The sequence below is a fragment of the Mesorhizobium sp. P2_A8 genome (assembly GCF_056404935.1).
Map to the genome: position 1 here is coordinate 178,492 of NZ_JBFUDB010000004.1, position 13,457 is coordinate 191,948.

A 13,457-nucleotide genomic window follows, 5' to 3' on the forward strand; every position below is an offset into this window, starting at 1 on the left:
TGGAAAAACGTGACGAACGGAATTCTGCTCGCCCTGATCGCCTATGCAAGCTATTCGGGCAGCGATGCCGTTGTCAAAAGCCTGGGTGGGCAGCTCACGATCTTTGAGATCGGCTTTTTCATAACCTTGTTTGCCGGCTTCTTCCTCTTCTTCACGCGGCCGGCGGGCGAGCGCTGGCGTGATTTCTGGCGCGCCAGGCGGCCCTGGGCGGTGCAGGCGCGTGCCTGGGCGGGCATCGTGTCCGGCGTACTCAGCGTCTACGCTTTCACCACCATTCCGCTGGCGGAGGTCTATGCGCTGGTCTTTCTGGCGCCGCTCTGCGTCACCATCCTGTCGATGGTCATCCTCAAGGAGAAGGTCGGTCCATGGCGATGGCTGGCGGTGGTCGCCGGCTTTGCCGGCGTCATGCTGGTGGTGCGGCCGGGGTTTCGCGAGCTCAATCTCGGCCACCTCGCCGCCTTCGGCGTTGCCTTCCTCGCCGCCGCCAGCGTCGTTCTGATGCGCTCGCTGGCACAGCAGGAAAAGCGCACGACCATGCTGGGCGTGCTTGTCGGCTACGGCCTGGTGTTCAACGGCGTCGGTGCCGCCGCCACGTCATTCACCGTGCCCGACGGCAAGCAGCTGCTGTGGCTGGCGATGGCGGGTGGCTTCACCGCGTGCGGGCAATTTCTGCAGCTGCTGGCAGTCAAGTATGCGCCCGCCAACCGGATCGCGCCGACGCATTATTCGCAGATCGTCTGGGCGGTGATCCTCGGCGCGATGTTCTTCCAGGAATACCCTGACTGGCTGACGCTGGTCGGCCTCGCCGTGGTCGGCGGCTCCGGCCTGCTGACCATGGTGCGCGAGGAAGCGCGGTTGGGCACGGTGCGCTGGAACCCGTTTTCGCGCACCCGGCTTTGAACCGGTCCGGCCCCACAAGTTGCGTGGCCACCGCGACCGCTGATATGCGGACGCAGCGGGCCTGCCGCGATCGGACGAACGCATCCCTGGAACGATGACCACGAAACCCTTGCCGGAGCTTCCCGTATCCGCCGTGCTGCTGGCGCTGAGTGAAACGCTCGGGCGTGGCAACAGCGCCGTGCTGGTGGCGCCGCCCGGCGCCGGCAAGACGACGCTGGTGCCGCTGGTGCTGCTCGATGCGCCCTGGCTCGGTGCCGGCAAGATCGTGCTGCTCGAACCGCGCCGGCTTGCCGCGCGCGCCGCCGCCCGCCGCATGGCAGAATTGCTCGGCGAGGAGGCCGGCGCCACCGTCGGTTTTGCCATGCGCATGGAGAACCGCACCTCGGCAAAGACCCGGATATTGGTTGTCACCGAAGGTGTGCTGGCGCGCATGATCCTCGACAACCCCGAACTGCCCGGAATCTCGGCGGTGATCTTCGATGAATTCCACGAGCGTTCGCTCGATGGCGATTTCGGTCTTGCGCTGGCGCTCGACGTGCAAGGGGCGCTGCGGCCGGATCTGCGGGTGCTGGTGATGTCGGCGACGCTCGACGGCGCACGCGTCGCCAAACTGCTGTCGGGCGCACCGGTGATCGAGAGCGAGGGCCGCGCCTTCCCTGTCGATGTCCGCTACGACGAACGTCCGGCCGGCACCACCATCGAGGACGCCATGGCCAAGGCGATTCGATCTGCTCTCGCTGAAGAAAGCGGCAGCGTGCTCGCTTTCCTGCCCGGCCAGCGCGAGATCGAGCGCACCGCCGAGCGGCTGGCAGGCAAGGTCGGCGCAGACGTTGACCTCGTGCCGCTCTACGGCATGCTCGACGGCAAGGCGCAGGACGCGGCGATCAAGCCGGCGCCTGCAGGCCGCCGCAAGGTGGTGTTGGCGACCTCAATCGCCGAAACCTCGATCACCATCGACGGCGTGCGCGTCGTCATCGATTCCGGCCTGTCGCGGCTGCCGCGCTACGAGCCGGCCAGCGGCCTCACCCGGCTGGAAACCGTGCGCGTCAGCAAGGCTTCTGCCGACCAGCGCGCCGGCCGTGCCGGGCGTACGCAGCCGGGCGTCGCCATGCGGCTTTGGCGCGCCGAACAGACGGCCGCGCTCCCCGCCTTCACGCTACCGGAAATCCTCGAAGCCGACCTGTCCGGCCTGTTGCTCGATTGCGCCGCCTTTGGTGTCGCCGACCCGACGAGCCTCGCCTTTCTCGATCCGCCGCCCGCGCCGGCGCTCAACGAGGCGAGGGTGCTGCTGCGCGCGCTCGATGCCATTGACGAGGCCGGGCGCCTGACGGCGCAAGGCGCTGCGATGCGCAAGCTCGCTCTGCCGGTGCGGCTGGCGCATATGGTCGCCGAGGCAGCCCGGAGCCGTCATGGCGACGAGGCAGCCATGCTTGCCGTGCTGCTCACCGAGCGTGGTCTCGGCGGCGACGGCGCCGATCTGGAACGGCGGCTGATGCGCTTTCGCTCTGAACGATCGCCGCGCGCGACCGCGGCGCGCCAGCTTGCCGAACGGCTGGCGAGAGAGGCCGGCGGCGCGAGGAGCGGCGAAGTCGTTTCCGCCGGCCTCCTCCTCGTCCACGCCTGGCCGGACCGGGTCGCCAAGGCGCGTGGCGAGCGCGGCCGTTTCGTGCTGGCCAACGGTTCCGGCGCCATGCTCGACGCTGCCGACCCGCTGGCGGGTGAGCCGTTTCTGGTCGTCGCCGACCTGCAGGGCAAGGCGCAGAATGCGCGCATAACGGCTGCGGCGGCAATCGGCGAGGACGATGTCCGCACCGCCCTTGCCGACAGGATCGAAACACGCCGGCAAACGAGCTTCGACCGCGACCGCCGCGCCGTGCGTGTGCGCGAGACGGTACGCCTCGGCGCCATCACGCTCGCCGAGCGCATGCTGCCGCCGCCAACCGGCGCCGATGCCGATCGCGCCATCCTCGATGCGGTACGCGAGCATGGGCTGTCGCTGCTGACCTGGGGCAAGGAGGCGCAAACGCTGCGCCAGCGGCTGTCCTGGCTGCATCGCGGCCTGGGAGCGCCGTGGCCTGACATGGCCGATGCCGCCCTCATCGAGCGCCTCGGCGACTGGCTGCTGCCGTTCCTGTCCGGCGCAGCATCCTTTGCCGCCATAGATCCGGGCGTTGTTTCGGCTGGGCTCGCCACACTCGTGCCGCACGACTTGCAGCGCCGGATCGACACGCTGGCGCCAACCCATTTCGACGCCCCGTTGGGCAGCCACGTGCCGATCCGCTATGACGGCGAATGGCCGGTGCTGGCGGTTCGCGTGCAGGAGCTGTTTGGCCTCGACCGCCATCCGGCCATCGCCGGCGGCACGGTGCCGCTGACCCTCGAACTGCTGTCGCCGGCGCACCGGCCGATCCAGACGACGCGCGACCTGCCTGGCTTCTGGCGCGGTTCCTGGGCCGATGTGCGCGCCGACATGCGCGGCCGCTATCCCAAGCATGTCTGGCCGGAAAATCCGCTGCTCGCCGCCGCCACCGCCCGCGCCAAGCCGCGCGGGACATAGCCCCTCGACGCAGCACTTTTGATGAAGCGCGTGCGGCCGCGGACTGCATGCCCTGGCGATTGGCGCAAACGCCCATCGCTTTGTCATCATCGGGTCTCCGCGTCCACTTCGCTCCTGGATGACGACGTTGGGAAGCTTCGGCCAACCCCGAGTTTTTGGTCCACCGAAGCGAACGATGAAATTCGGTCGACAAGAGGCTTCCAACCCGTCAGATCGCCGGTGCAGCGCTACTAGCGTTCGCCGTTCAGCGGCTGTAATCCATCACCATGATCAACGTTTTGCGTTCGCCCGATTTCCAGCAGAGCCAGAGACTGCGCCTCAACACGCTGATCCGGCTGCGCTGGCTGGCCATCGTCGGCCAGAGCGTGACGGTTCTCGTCGTCGCCTACGGCTTGAAATTCCCGCTGCCTGTCAGTCTCTGCTTCGCGCTGATCGCCTGTTCGGCCTGGATGAACCTGTTTCTCGCCTTTCACTTTCCGGCGGCGCACCGGCTCACCCCGCTCGCGGCCTTCGGCATCCTCATCTTCGACAGCCTGCAGCTTGCCGGCTTGCTTTACATGACCGGTGGTCTCACCAACCCGTTCTCGCTGCTGATGACCGTGCCCGTCGTCATTTCGGCGACATCGCTGCCCCTGCGCTTGACCGCGATTCTCGGTGGATTGGTGATGGCGGCGGCGACTCTGCTGGTCTTTGTTCATCTGCCGTTGCCCTGGCATGAAGGCGCGCCGTTGGCGATGCCGTTCATCTATGTCGCCGGTATCTGGATGGCGGTGCTGTCCTCGATCGCCTTCACCGCAATTTACGCCTTCCGGGTGGCCGCCGAGGCGCGGCTTCTGGCCAATGCGCTTGCCGCCACCGAACTGGTGCTGCAGCGCGAGCAGCACCTTTCGGCGCTCGACGGGCTGGCGGCGGCCGCCGCGCACGAGCTTGGCACGCCGCTCGCCACCATCACGCTTGTCGCCAAGGAGATGGAAAAGGCGCTCGGCAATGATGCGAAATACGGCGAAGACGTCAGGCTGCTGCGTTCGCAGAGCGAGCGCTGCCGCGAGATCCTCAAGCGCCTGACCAGCCTGTCGTCCGAGGGCGAGGCGCATCTTTCCCGGCTGCCGCTGACCTCGCTGGTCGAGGAGGTCACCGCCCCGCATCGCGACTTCGGCATCTCGATCAAGCTTCGGCCTGGCGAGCGCATCGGGCCCGAACCCGTCGGACGCCGCAATCCGGGCGTCATCTACGGCCTCGGCAACCTGGTCGAGAACGCCGTCGATTTTGCCCGCAAGAGCGTCACCGTGCGCTGGAGCTGGGACGACACCACTGTGGCCTTCTCGATCATCGATGACGGGCCAGGCTTTCCGGCTGAGATCATCGACCGTATCGGCGAGCCCTATATGTCGACGCGCCAGGGCACGGAAGCCGGCGGCGGCCTGGGGTTGGGGCTGTTTATCGCCAAGACGCTGCTCGAACGCTCGGGCGCGACGCTCGATTTCCGCAATTCGAGCGGCCTGGGCGAGGGCGCCGTGGTACAGATATCGTGGCCGCGTGGTGTGTTCCTCAATCCGGAAATCACCTCGGCCAGTATGTTCGACACCGCCTGAGAGCCTTGCAAGGGCTCGAAGAATTGGACAATCGGGCTCAGGAACTATATCTGCGTAAAATTAAGGCAGCAGGAATTTTGCGACTATGACAGGCGACGAAAATATTGGCGCAATGGTTGAAGGCGAGGACACCTCGCTGCTCATCGTCGATGACGACAAGCCGTTCCTCACGCGTCTGGCCCGCGCCATGGAAACCAGGGGCTTCGTGGTCGAGACGGCCGAGAGCGTCGAGGAGGCGGTCGCCAAGGCGCGCGCCAATCCGCCCGCCTATGCCGTGGTCGACATGCGGCTCGGCGACGGCAACGGCCTCGACGTGGTCGCGGCGATCCGCGAGAAGCGCGACGATTCCCGCACCATCATCCTGACCGGCTACGGCAACATCGCCACCGCGGTGACCGCGGTGAAGCTCGGCGCCATCGATTATCTCTCCAAGCCCGCCGATGCCGACGACATCTTCGCCGCGCTCACCCGCACGGCAGGCGAGCGCGCAGCGCCTCCGGAAAACCCGATGTCGGCCGACCGCGTCCGCTGGGAACATATCCAGCGCGTCTATGAAATGTGCGAGCGCAATGTCTCCGAGACGGCGCGCCGGCTCAACATGCATCGCCGCACCTTGCAGCGGATACTGGCCAAGCGCGCGCCGCGCTGAGAGACTGTTTGGAAATCCGCTCTGGCGGCCTCTGGGGGTGTTTTCTGCGCTTCCGTTGCTCACGGACCGATGTCCGCTGCGCTACGGTTCTCGAAACCACCACCATATGCTCGCCATAACGAATTTCGAAACAGTCTCTGAGACGCCGAAACACGGTCTGGTACTTGCCCGGCTGACGGGGCATCATCGCGAATGACGCCGGCCAACAGGCGGCATGACGGAGGCGACATGCGGGACTTGAAGCAGCAGCCGGTTTCCGTCTTCCGCGAATTTCTCGATGGCGAGGCGGCCGGCGGCATCATCCTGATGGTGGCGGCGGCTCTGGCCCTGATCGTCGCCAACTCGCCGCTCTCCGAAACCTACTTCTCCGCGCTCCACGCCTATCTCGGCCCGCTCAGCGTCTCGCACTGGGTCAATGACGGGCTGATGGCGGTGTTCTTCCTGCTCGTCGGGCTGGAGATCAAGCGCGAGGTGCTGGACGGCCAGCTTTCGACCTGGCCGCGCCGCGTGCTGCCTGGCATCGCCGCCGCCGGCGGCATGGTGGTTCCGGCGCTCGTCTATGTCGCGATCAACCGCGACAATGCGGCGGCACTGTCCGGCTGGGCGATCCCGACCGCCACCGACATCGCCTTCGCGCTCGGCGTGCTGTCGCTACTCGGCAGCCGTGTGCCGGCGTCGCTGAAAGTGTTCCTCACCGCGCTGGCCATCATCGATGATCTCGGCGCCGTCATCATCATCGCCATCTTCTACACCAGCGGCCTGTCATCAGCCTATCTCGGTGCTGCTTTCGCCGTCATTGCCGTGCTCGTCGTGCTCAACCGCATGCGGGTGATGACGCTGCTGCCCTATCTCGTGCTCGGTGCCGTCCTGTGGGTGCTGGTGCTGAAATCGGGCGTCCATGCCACACTTGCCGGCGTAGCGCTGGCGTTGACCATTCCGCTCGAACGCTCCGCCGGGATCAGCCACGATCTCGACCATTCGCCGCTGCACCGGCTCGAGCACGGCCTGCACAAGATCGTTCCCTTCGTCGTCATCCCGATCTTCGGCTTTGCCAATGCCGGCGTTTCGCTCGCCGGCCTGAGCGTCGGCGCGCTTATCGAGCCGTTGACGCTGGGTGTCGCCGCCGGCCTCGTCGTCGGCAAGCTGGTTGGCGTGTTCGGCTCCTCGGCACTTGCCATCCGGTTCGGCCTTGCCGACCTGCCGGCCAATGCCGGTTGGTCGCACTTGGTCGGCATCTCGCTGCTGTGCGGCATTGGCTTCACCATGAGCCTGTTCATCGGCCTGCTCGCCTTCGCCAGCGACGCGGCACTCCAGGACGCGGTCAAGGTCGGCATCCTCGCCGGCTCCTTCATCGCCGCCATCCTCGGCGGCGCCGTGCTTTTGATGGCGCCGGCTGCGGATGGGGTGGAGGAGAGCGAAGAGTAGGCTGGCCGGCAAGCTCCGGGTTCTGTGAACTACTCGCTCTCACCCTCCAGCGCCGGCACCGACACGCCGGCAAGCTCGGCCGCCAGCAGCCGCGAGGCACCGGCCCGCGCGATCCGCAGCATCAGCGCCTTGCGCGTTGCTGCCGCCATGCGGTGCTCCGGCGCGTCGCGCAGGATTTCGGCGCCGTAGCCGTCGGAGAGGATGAAGCCGCACTCCTCCGGAAAGATCTCCGAAGGCACGCCGGGATGCGTGGCGAAGAAGAAGCGGTCGGAGTGCAACCGGTAATCCGGCCATTTGCGGTCGACCCGGAAATCCTCGATCGACGATTTGATCTCGATGATCCAGATGTCGCCCTGGCGCGTCAACGCGACGAGGTCGGCGCGGCGGCCGGTGGCCAGCGACAGTTCGGGCAGCACATGCGCGCCCATCTCCATCAAAAGCCGCTGTACGCCGCGCCGCACCAGCATGGCACGCTCCGACTGACGACCGTCGATGAGGGGGTTGATTGGGATAGGGGAGATGATAGGCATGGCGGCACCATGCCAGATTCTGTTCACGGTTTGAACCCGCCTTATTGGGGCGATTATGTACTTTGCAAACACGGGCCATAAATGGTAGTTTCCCTCGCGCTAGAAAGCGGGAGAGGTTCATGACCACTGGTCTATTCGACAAGGCTGATATCAGCATTCCTTGCCCTAGCTGCGGCAAGGTGAACAAGAAGGCCATCGGATGGCTGAAGACGCACAAGCAGATCAAATGTGCCAAGTGCGGTGACACTTTCGACTTGGACACGTCCCAATTCAACCGGGAGCTCCGTAAGGTCGATCAGGCCACCGCCAAGTTCAAGAAGACCTTCAAGATCAAATAGCGCTTGAGTCAGCGCTCTACCGTCCGCCAGCAACCTCACGGTCTGCATCGCTTCCTTCTCCGTTACGATTTTCGGGCTAGAACGCGGGCTTGCTGTTTTGTCCAGCACGTTCGTTCATTGGTAGTGGGTCAGTTTGAAATTCAGGAGTTCAGATCGGTAACAGGATTCGCGTAAACGACGATTCCAAAACCTTGTTGCAGCGCAGTCTCCGCAGCATTTCGCAAGGCTTCATCGCCGATCGAAGAAATTTCAATTGCAAGTTTTTTTGCGTCTCTCAGCTCGATCTGCTCCCAACCGCATGTGGTAAGAAACCGTGGCGTCGATGAAAGCGCGGCCTCCAAATCGTCGGCATTCGCAAAAACCAAGAGCGCGTGGCGTTCCCCATCGGGATATTCATGATGCCTCTCCGCACAAGCTACAATTTTTAATATATGAACGCTCACTTAGCCTCTCGTACTTTCTTGTAGGGTCCGCGAACCAACGGCTTTTCGGCTTCCTTCGCTTCGATCAGCGCAACGATATCGCCGATCTCCCAAAGCTTGTCAGTCACGCCAGCGGCCATCGCCGGGGTCATGCGCAAGGTCGCATGGATGCGAACAAAATTGTAGTACATGAAGTGGAGCGCGACCGCGTTCGCATGGGCTTCAACTGGCCCACTACCCGTTCATTTGTTATCTTTTGCTATCCCTTTCGGCTTCGGCTTCGGCTTCGGCTTCGGAGCGGGCGGCATGTGCGCCAGCTTGCCCATTAGAGCGTCGGCAGAGGATTTCTTTTCATCGGCCCCAACTTCGCGAGCGGTTTCGATGAACAATCGGCTTTGATCGTCGTTATGCTTTTGCGGTTTCATCGGGAAACAAGGTTCCTTGTGCGGCATCAGATCGACGCTTAGCGCGCTCTTTACGGACGGTTTCTCTAGCAGCCAATTGCCGTTCAATTTTGACGAGCTTCAGATCCTCACTAGGGATTTGCCTTAGCTTTGCTTTTCCCTCGTCCGGCCATGCGTTTGGCACTACGAAGAACCCTGCCTTCGGCGTTTTGGCTCGCTTCACGATGACAGGCCACCAATGCAAAAGCAGCGCTGACTTATGGCAAAATTTCCAACTAGACCAAATGCCCGGAAAGAAGATGACTGTCATACCCTCTTGCACCAAAGCCAATCTTTCGTGCGGCACAATTTGCATCTTCGTGTTGCCGGAGATGATTACCCTTCCGCCTTCGGCTGCAAAGCGGCGCACCCACGGAGCGTCGTTCTTCGGCGAATAATCTTCGTCGGTCGGTTGTGGGTAAAACTCCTGTGCCTTGTGGAGCGTCACCCCAGATACCAAATCCCTTAGCGCTTTCTCCGTGTGGAAAAGCTCGAAGACCCGCACCATTGCGGCTGGCATGTTTTCATCGAAGGCAATCTTCAAGCCGCGAGGCGCAGGTTCTCTTGAAAGCGAACCGCTTCCCGAACCTGGCCTTCCGGAACTTCGAACAAGTGAGCAACCGTCCGTACGCTACCTTCCGCCTTGACTGCATCGGCTAGCGTTTCAGTGGGGATATGGCTCTGCCGCAGAACTGGTCGACCGAAGGAGAAATGCGGGTGCACGATGACGTTCGGCGCAATCTCCTTTCGAGGAAACCACGCGACCATGTTGCCCTTGGGATCGAACAGCACGTCCTCTTTCAGGGAGGGCATGACAATCGTTGGCATTTCGTAGTTGTGGGACTTCAGATCGTAAACCAATTCGACGCCGTGCTTTTTAGCCAGCTCAGCTACGATCCGCTTTCCATCTGTTCGGAAAATAACCCGCGCCGCAAATGGGTGCGGGTGTTCTAGCAAGTCCCTCGCCTCGTCCATAATGCTCCGTATCTCGCGCAGCTTGACCCCGGCTTTTGCAAACCGTGCAACAAAACGAAGCTCCATCAGGTTGGTGAAGCTGACAGCCACCTTCCCGTTCACAAAGCCAAGTTGATTGTCGATGACTGGCTGTTGGCGTCCCTTTTTGCCGGCAACCCAAATGCGTACGGAAGCCGGTTTGGCGCCAACAAGCTCAGCCGTCTCCGGTACAGTGAAAATCCCACCGCCGAGTAGATCGGGGATATGCGGGCGAACGTTCACAGGACGCCTGCGAATGAGTCCCGATATTTCAGCCGCTTTCCAACGATGCCAGCCATAGCCTTAACCGTCCGGTTGTTATCATCGACGCCAAGCGCGATGCGATTGCTGTAGCGAAAGTCAAATTCGGCGAGGTAGCGGTGCAGGTGCTGCTCGCCGCAATGCTGATAGACGCCCTTCATGCCGCGCTTAAAGATACTGTAGTAGCCTTCGACCGTGTTCGTATGAACGTCGCCGCGAACATATTCGTCCTTGGAGTGCGTGACGAAATCGTGAGAGGCGAAGTCCTGACCGGCGCGGCGATAGATGCCGCTCTCGTCGGTCATGAGCGCGCTTTCCTTGGCGATGTTGGCGCGGACTATAGGCATGATGTTGCCCATGCGAGCGGTATCGACATGGAAAGAACGGGCGATGCCGCCGCGCTCGACAAGCGTAACAACTGTGTTCTTGTGAGCGCCGCCGCCGGGCTTCACCGTGGTGCCTTTCAGGCGACCGATATAGGTTTCATCAACTTCGACGTGCTTGCCTTCGCCGCCCATCGGGGAGAAGTCAGTAGAGCGCATTGCCTCACGCAAGCGATGGAACATGAACCACGCGGTCTTGTACTGGACCTGCAAAGTCCGGTGCAGTTGGTGAGCGCTGATACCCTTCTTGCTGGACGCCAGAAGGTGCGCTGCTTGCCACCACTTATGCAGCGGAACGTGGCTGGACTCGAACACGGTTCCGACCTTCACAGTGAACTGCTTCTTGCACTCCAAGCAGCGGCGAAGGCCCGTGCGAGCGGTCGCGCCAGTGACGCGGGTAATGCGCGTCTGTTCGCAGTTGCCGCACTTCGGACAAACCGGACCTTCCGGCCAAACAATCGCTTCCAGCCGCTCAAAAGCAGCTTCTTCGTTGTGGAAATGGGGTTCGGAAAGGATGCTCATTGCCGTGCCTCTAGTGTGGTTTCACACTAGCACCGACACGCCGTGTTTGTAAAGTACATAATCGCCCCAATAAGGGCGATTATATCGTTGACAAACCCAAAGTGAAATATGGAGGTCTGAGTGGGAATTGAACCCACTACGTCGGTTTTGCAGACCGATGCGTCACCGTCCCGCCCTCAGACCTTCGTGCCTCTATGCCCAATCCATGAGCGCTTAGTCAACCTGTCGGCAGGCGCTACCCAGCCGTAGGGGAATGGCTACGGGACCTGTAAAAACAAAGGCGATTATCCGGTTGACAAACCCGGACCGCAAAATGGCCGACGCGTGCTGTCGGATAATGCTCGCGCCGGCCACTCTCGCGGCGGACTTTAGGGAGCGCCGTCGCTAAAATTGGCGCTCCAAAAAGGGGTGGACAACGCACCATGGCGGCTTGCGTTTGCGCTCGACTGGAGCAACCCTCACCCAGGGGAAGTGAGGAAGCATGAGCAGCTTAGGCTTGTGGGTCGTATTCGTGACGGCGACCATGGCGATCCTATACCTGTTGTCGTATGTCTCGATCAGGATGTAGGGGCAGCAGCGCTTGGCGCGTGACTTAACTGCGCGGCGCCACCCAGCCGTAGGGGGATGGCCACCCGCCCTACGATCAGGTCATATTGCTCGGCACCACCCCGTTCTCATTTGGCTGGGAGCGCTAGTCGCCCGGATGCACCCAAAAGAAGTCAGGCATTGGTCCTTGAAGGCCTGACTTGCAGGGCATACCGTCGCTTCAATGGGGATGGGCGACGCGACATTGAACGACAATAAAGGCGAGCAGCTTTGGGCCTTTGACCTTGACGCTCTGCGCAAGGCATTCGGAAAGTCCGTTCAGGAACACAAAATCACGGCAGCCGATTGGGGGGAACACGCCAAGCGGTTCCTCGAAAAACAGAGAGATCGTCAGCGCGAATTGACGCCCAGCCGTACGGGCTCAAAGTAAGCTGCTATCGATCGAATCCAGCTTTTGATCGAATCCTGTTGATGGCCTCCCCGATGACGTCTGCTGTCGTCATATCGAGGGCGACGTCCGAGCAATTGCAGGAAAAGTGTGAAGCGGGTGCCCTTCTTCACGCTCATTCACTCCTCGTTTCACGTTCGCGGACCCGACAGTCGCGCAACCAGGCAGCGATTTCAGCGGACCAGCCGTTTCCCGGCTGCAAAAGAATGGCCGGTGCAGGGATGCTTGGGTTGAAAGCGCGCCACACCGGCCATCGCGGGATTAAGCTTTTGGGATAGTCCCCGCAATGCCCAGATTATAATCATATTAGCGGTGGCTCAACTAAGACTGAAGTCCCTCCCGGCACCCATCGGCAGGAAATGAAATGACCGGGGGCGGCTGGGGCTACCTTGGGGATGCGAAGGCGCACTGGTCATTGCAGGAAGGTTTTGACCTCCTCCGCGCTGCTGGAACTATGAGCATATTATCAATCGCGCAATTAAGCCTATGGCGGTGCCCAGCCGCAGGGGACCACGCTATCGGCCAATTCGAAAAAGCAGGCCTCAATCATCCAGCCAATATGCTCGAAAACAACCGAACTGGGGCGCGATCCCCAGCCGCCGTTTGGCGTCAAATTCCATCTCGGACAGTGCCCAGGGTGAGTTGTTCTCGGTCTCGTCGGGTACAATGGTATACCCTTCGGCGACCAACTGCAGTCGCATTTCCTCGTAGTGCCTTTTGAAGCCATTCTTGATTTTGTTCTGCGGATACCGCCGCCCGTGCATGCATTCCTGGCTCAGGATGTCGGAATACCGCAGGGCGCTGGCCATTCTCACTGCATCTTCGAAGATCGGCTTGTAGGGTAGCTTGTCCTTGGACCAGCATCGTTCTGCCGACGCCACCAGCGTCGCGGCCAACAGGCCTGCCAGGAACTTCCCCACTTTGGTCCCTTCCGACCAGGGAGACGTGAATTAGCCACAGTTAATATTACGGTAAATCCTCCTAGTTTCCAAATGATGCTCCCGCCAGACGCTTGGCGCCTATGCGCCCGACGAAGCATCCCTGCCGCTGAGCGACACCGCGCCCGCCATGTCATCCAGGATCGGGCAGTCCGGCCTTTCGTCACCATGGCAGGCGTGGATCAGCGTCTGCAGGGTCGAGCGCATCGACTGCAGTTCGCGCACCTTTTCCTCGATCGCCCTGACATGGGCGGCGGCGATCTCGCGCACGTCATGGCTGGCGCGGCTCCGATCCTTGTAGAGCGCCATCAACTGGCGGCAATCGTCGATGGAAAAGCCGAGATTGCGTGCACGCCGCAGAAAGGCCAGCCGGTGGATGTCGTCGCTGGAATAGTCGCGGTAGCCGTTGGCGGCGCGCGCAGGGGCGATCAGGCCGATCTCTTCATAGTAGCGGATGGTCTTGGCCGGCAGGCCTGAATGGTGGGCGGCGTCACCGACATTCATGACGAT

At 62.2% G+C, this 13,457-nt stretch carries 15 protein-coding genes, 1 tRNA gene and 1 pseudogene; 6 read left to right on the forward strand and 11 right to left on the reverse strand.

From position 1 onward, the window contains the following. Positions 1-9: 9 nt before the first annotated feature. The 5 genes from AC1D10_RS13350 (at position 10) to nhaA (ending at position 7,123) form a co-directional block, all read left to right on the forward strand. A complete protein-coding gene (locus AC1D10_RS13350; RefSeq protein ID WP_477272375.1) occupies positions 10-900 on the forward strand; it encodes a DMT family transporter in 891 nt (296 codons plus the stop codon). Positions 901-994: 94 nt separating this feature from the next. Beyond that, the gene (hrpB, locus tag AC1D10_RS13355; RefSeq protein WP_477272377.1) at positions 995-3,457 is read left to right on the forward strand and encodes an ATP-dependent helicase HrpB; all 2,463 of its coding nucleotides are present in this window, start codon (positions 995-997) and stop codon (positions 3,455-3,457) included. A gap of 266 nt (positions 3,458-3,723) precedes the next feature. Further along, positions 3,724-5,049, forward strand: coding sequence for an ActS/PrrB/RegB family redox-sensitive histidine kinase (locus AC1D10_RS13360; RefSeq protein ID WP_477272379.1), 1,326 nt, complete (start codon positions 3,724-3,726; stop codon positions 5,047-5,049). A gap of 85 nt (positions 5,050-5,134) precedes the next feature. Next, the gene (locus AC1D10_RS13365) at positions 5,135-5,698 is read left to right on the forward strand and encodes an ActR/PrrA/RegA family redox response regulator transcription factor (RefSeq protein WP_477272381.1); all 564 of its coding nucleotides are present in this window, start codon (positions 5,135-5,137) and stop codon (positions 5,696-5,698) included. Positions 5,699-5,926: 228 nt separating this feature from the next. Then, positions 5,927-7,123, forward strand: coding sequence for a Na+/H+ antiporter NhaA (nhaA, locus tag AC1D10_RS13370; RefSeq protein ID WP_477272383.1), 1,197 nt, complete (start codon positions 5,927-5,929; stop codon positions 7,121-7,123). A gap of 29 nt (positions 7,124-7,152) precedes the next feature. Here nhaA and AC1D10_RS13375 read toward each other — a convergent pair whose 3' ends face one another. From AC1D10_RS13375 to AC1D10_RS13415, 9 genes and pseudogenes are all read right to left on the reverse strand, one after another. Further along, positions 7,153-7,653: an MmcB family DNA repair protein gene (locus AC1D10_RS13375; protein ID WP_477273100.1), complete on the reverse strand. Its 501-nt coding sequence runs from the start codon at positions 7,651-7,653 to the stop codon at positions 7,153-7,155. A 131-nt stretch (positions 7,654-7,784) separates the two neighbouring features. Next, complete coding sequence (locus tag AC1D10_RS13380) at positions 7,785-8,099, reverse strand: hypothetical protein (protein WP_477272386.1); 315 nt, start codon at positions 8,097-8,099, stop codon at positions 7,785-7,787. 32 nt (positions 8,100-8,131) lie between these two features. Further along, positions 8,132-8,434, reverse strand: a complete 303-nt coding sequence (locus AC1D10_RS13385) for a hypothetical protein (RefSeq protein ID WP_477272388.1) — start codon at positions 8,432-8,434, stop codon at positions 8,132-8,134. Then, positions 8,431-8,649, reverse strand: a pseudogene (locus tag AC1D10_RS13390) (IS1 family transposase); the annotation flags it as partial. The gene AC1D10_RS13385 and the pseudogene AC1D10_RS13390, both read right to left, overlap by 4 nt. 6 nt (positions 8,650-8,655) lie before the next feature. Beyond that, on the reverse strand, positions 8,656-8,838 hold the full coding sequence (locus AC1D10_RS13395; RefSeq protein ID WP_477272390.1) for a hypothetical protein: 183 nt from the start codon (positions 8,836-8,838) through the stop codon (positions 8,656-8,658). After that, positions 8,819-9,400 (reverse strand): PIN-like domain-containing protein, encoded by a 582-nt coding sequence (locus tag AC1D10_RS13400; protein ID WP_477272392.1) that lies wholly within the window; start codon positions 9,398-9,400, stop codon positions 8,819-8,821. Before AC1D10_RS13400 ends, AC1D10_RS13395 begins: the two co-directional genes overlap by 20 nt. Continuing rightward, positions 9,397-10,092, reverse strand: coding sequence for a hypothetical protein (locus tag AC1D10_RS13405; protein WP_477272394.1), 696 nt, complete (start codon positions 10,090-10,092; stop codon positions 9,397-9,399). The genes AC1D10_RS13400 and AC1D10_RS13405 overlap by 4 nt, the downstream gene beginning before the upstream one ends. Beyond that, entirely contained in the window at positions 10,089-11,015 is a 927-nt protein-coding gene (locus AC1D10_RS13410; RefSeq protein ID WP_477272396.1) for an IS1595 family transposase, read from the reverse strand. The genes AC1D10_RS13405 and AC1D10_RS13410 overlap by 4 nt, the downstream gene beginning before the upstream one ends. A 109-nt stretch (positions 11,016-11,124) precedes the next feature. Continuing rightward, positions 11,125-11,198: transfer RNA gene (locus tag AC1D10_RS13415), tRNA-Cys, on the reverse strand. Between the two features lie 607 nt (positions 11,199-11,805). Here AC1D10_RS13415 and AC1D10_RS13420 point away from each other — a divergent pair. Then, positions 11,806-11,991: a hypothetical protein gene (locus AC1D10_RS13420; protein WP_477272398.1), complete on the forward strand. Its 186-nt coding sequence runs from the start codon at positions 11,806-11,808 to the stop codon at positions 11,989-11,991. 560 nt (positions 11,992-12,551) lie between these two features. Here AC1D10_RS13420 and AC1D10_RS13425 read toward each other — a convergent pair. Both AC1D10_RS13425 and cueR read right to left on the reverse strand, forming a co-directional pair. Beyond that, positions 12,552-12,929: a hypothetical protein gene (locus tag AC1D10_RS13425; protein ID WP_477272400.1), complete on the reverse strand. Its 378-nt coding sequence runs from the start codon at positions 12,927-12,929 to the stop codon at positions 12,552-12,554. Positions 12,930-13,028: 99 nt separating this feature from the next. Further along, on the reverse strand, positions 13,029-13,451 hold the full coding sequence (gene cueR / locus AC1D10_RS13430; RefSeq protein ID WP_477272402.1) for a Cu(I)-responsive transcriptional regulator: 423 nt from the start codon (positions 13,449-13,451) through the stop codon (positions 13,029-13,031). Positions 13,452-13,457: the final 6 nt, after the last annotated feature.

Excerpts from the sequence above, each read along its gene's own strand:
- AC1D10_RS13360 (WP_477272379.1), top strand. The coding sequence starts at position 3,724 with ATGATCAACGTTTTGCGTTCGCCCGATTTCCAGCAGAGCCAGAGACTG.
- AC1D10_RS13395 (WP_477272390.1), bottom strand. The coding sequence starts at position 8,838 with ATGAAACCGCAAAAGCATAACGACGATCAAAGCCGATTGTTCATCGAA.
- cueR (WP_477272402.1), bottom strand. The coding sequence starts at position 13,451 with ATGAATGTCGGTGACGCCGCCCACCATTCAGGCCTGCCGGCCAAGACC.
- nhaA (WP_477272383.1), top strand. The coding sequence starts at position 5,927 with ATGCGGGACTTGAAGCAGCAGCCGGTTTCCGTCTTCCGCGAATTTCTC.
- AC1D10_RS13365 (WP_477272381.1), top strand. The coding sequence starts at position 5,135 with ATGACAGGCGACGAAAATATTGGCGCAATGGTTGAAGGCGAGGACACC.
- hrpB (WP_477272377.1), top strand. The coding sequence starts at position 995 with ATGACCACGAAACCCTTGCCGGAGCTTCCCGTATCCGCCGTGCTGCTG.
- AC1D10_RS13375 (WP_477273100.1), bottom strand. The coding sequence starts at position 7,653 with ATGCCTATCATCTCCCCTATCCCAATCAACCCCCTCATCGACGGTCGT.
- AC1D10_RS13410 (WP_477272396.1), bottom strand. The coding sequence starts at position 11,015 with ATGAGCATCCTTTCCGAACCCCATTTCCACAACGAAGAAGCTGCTTTT.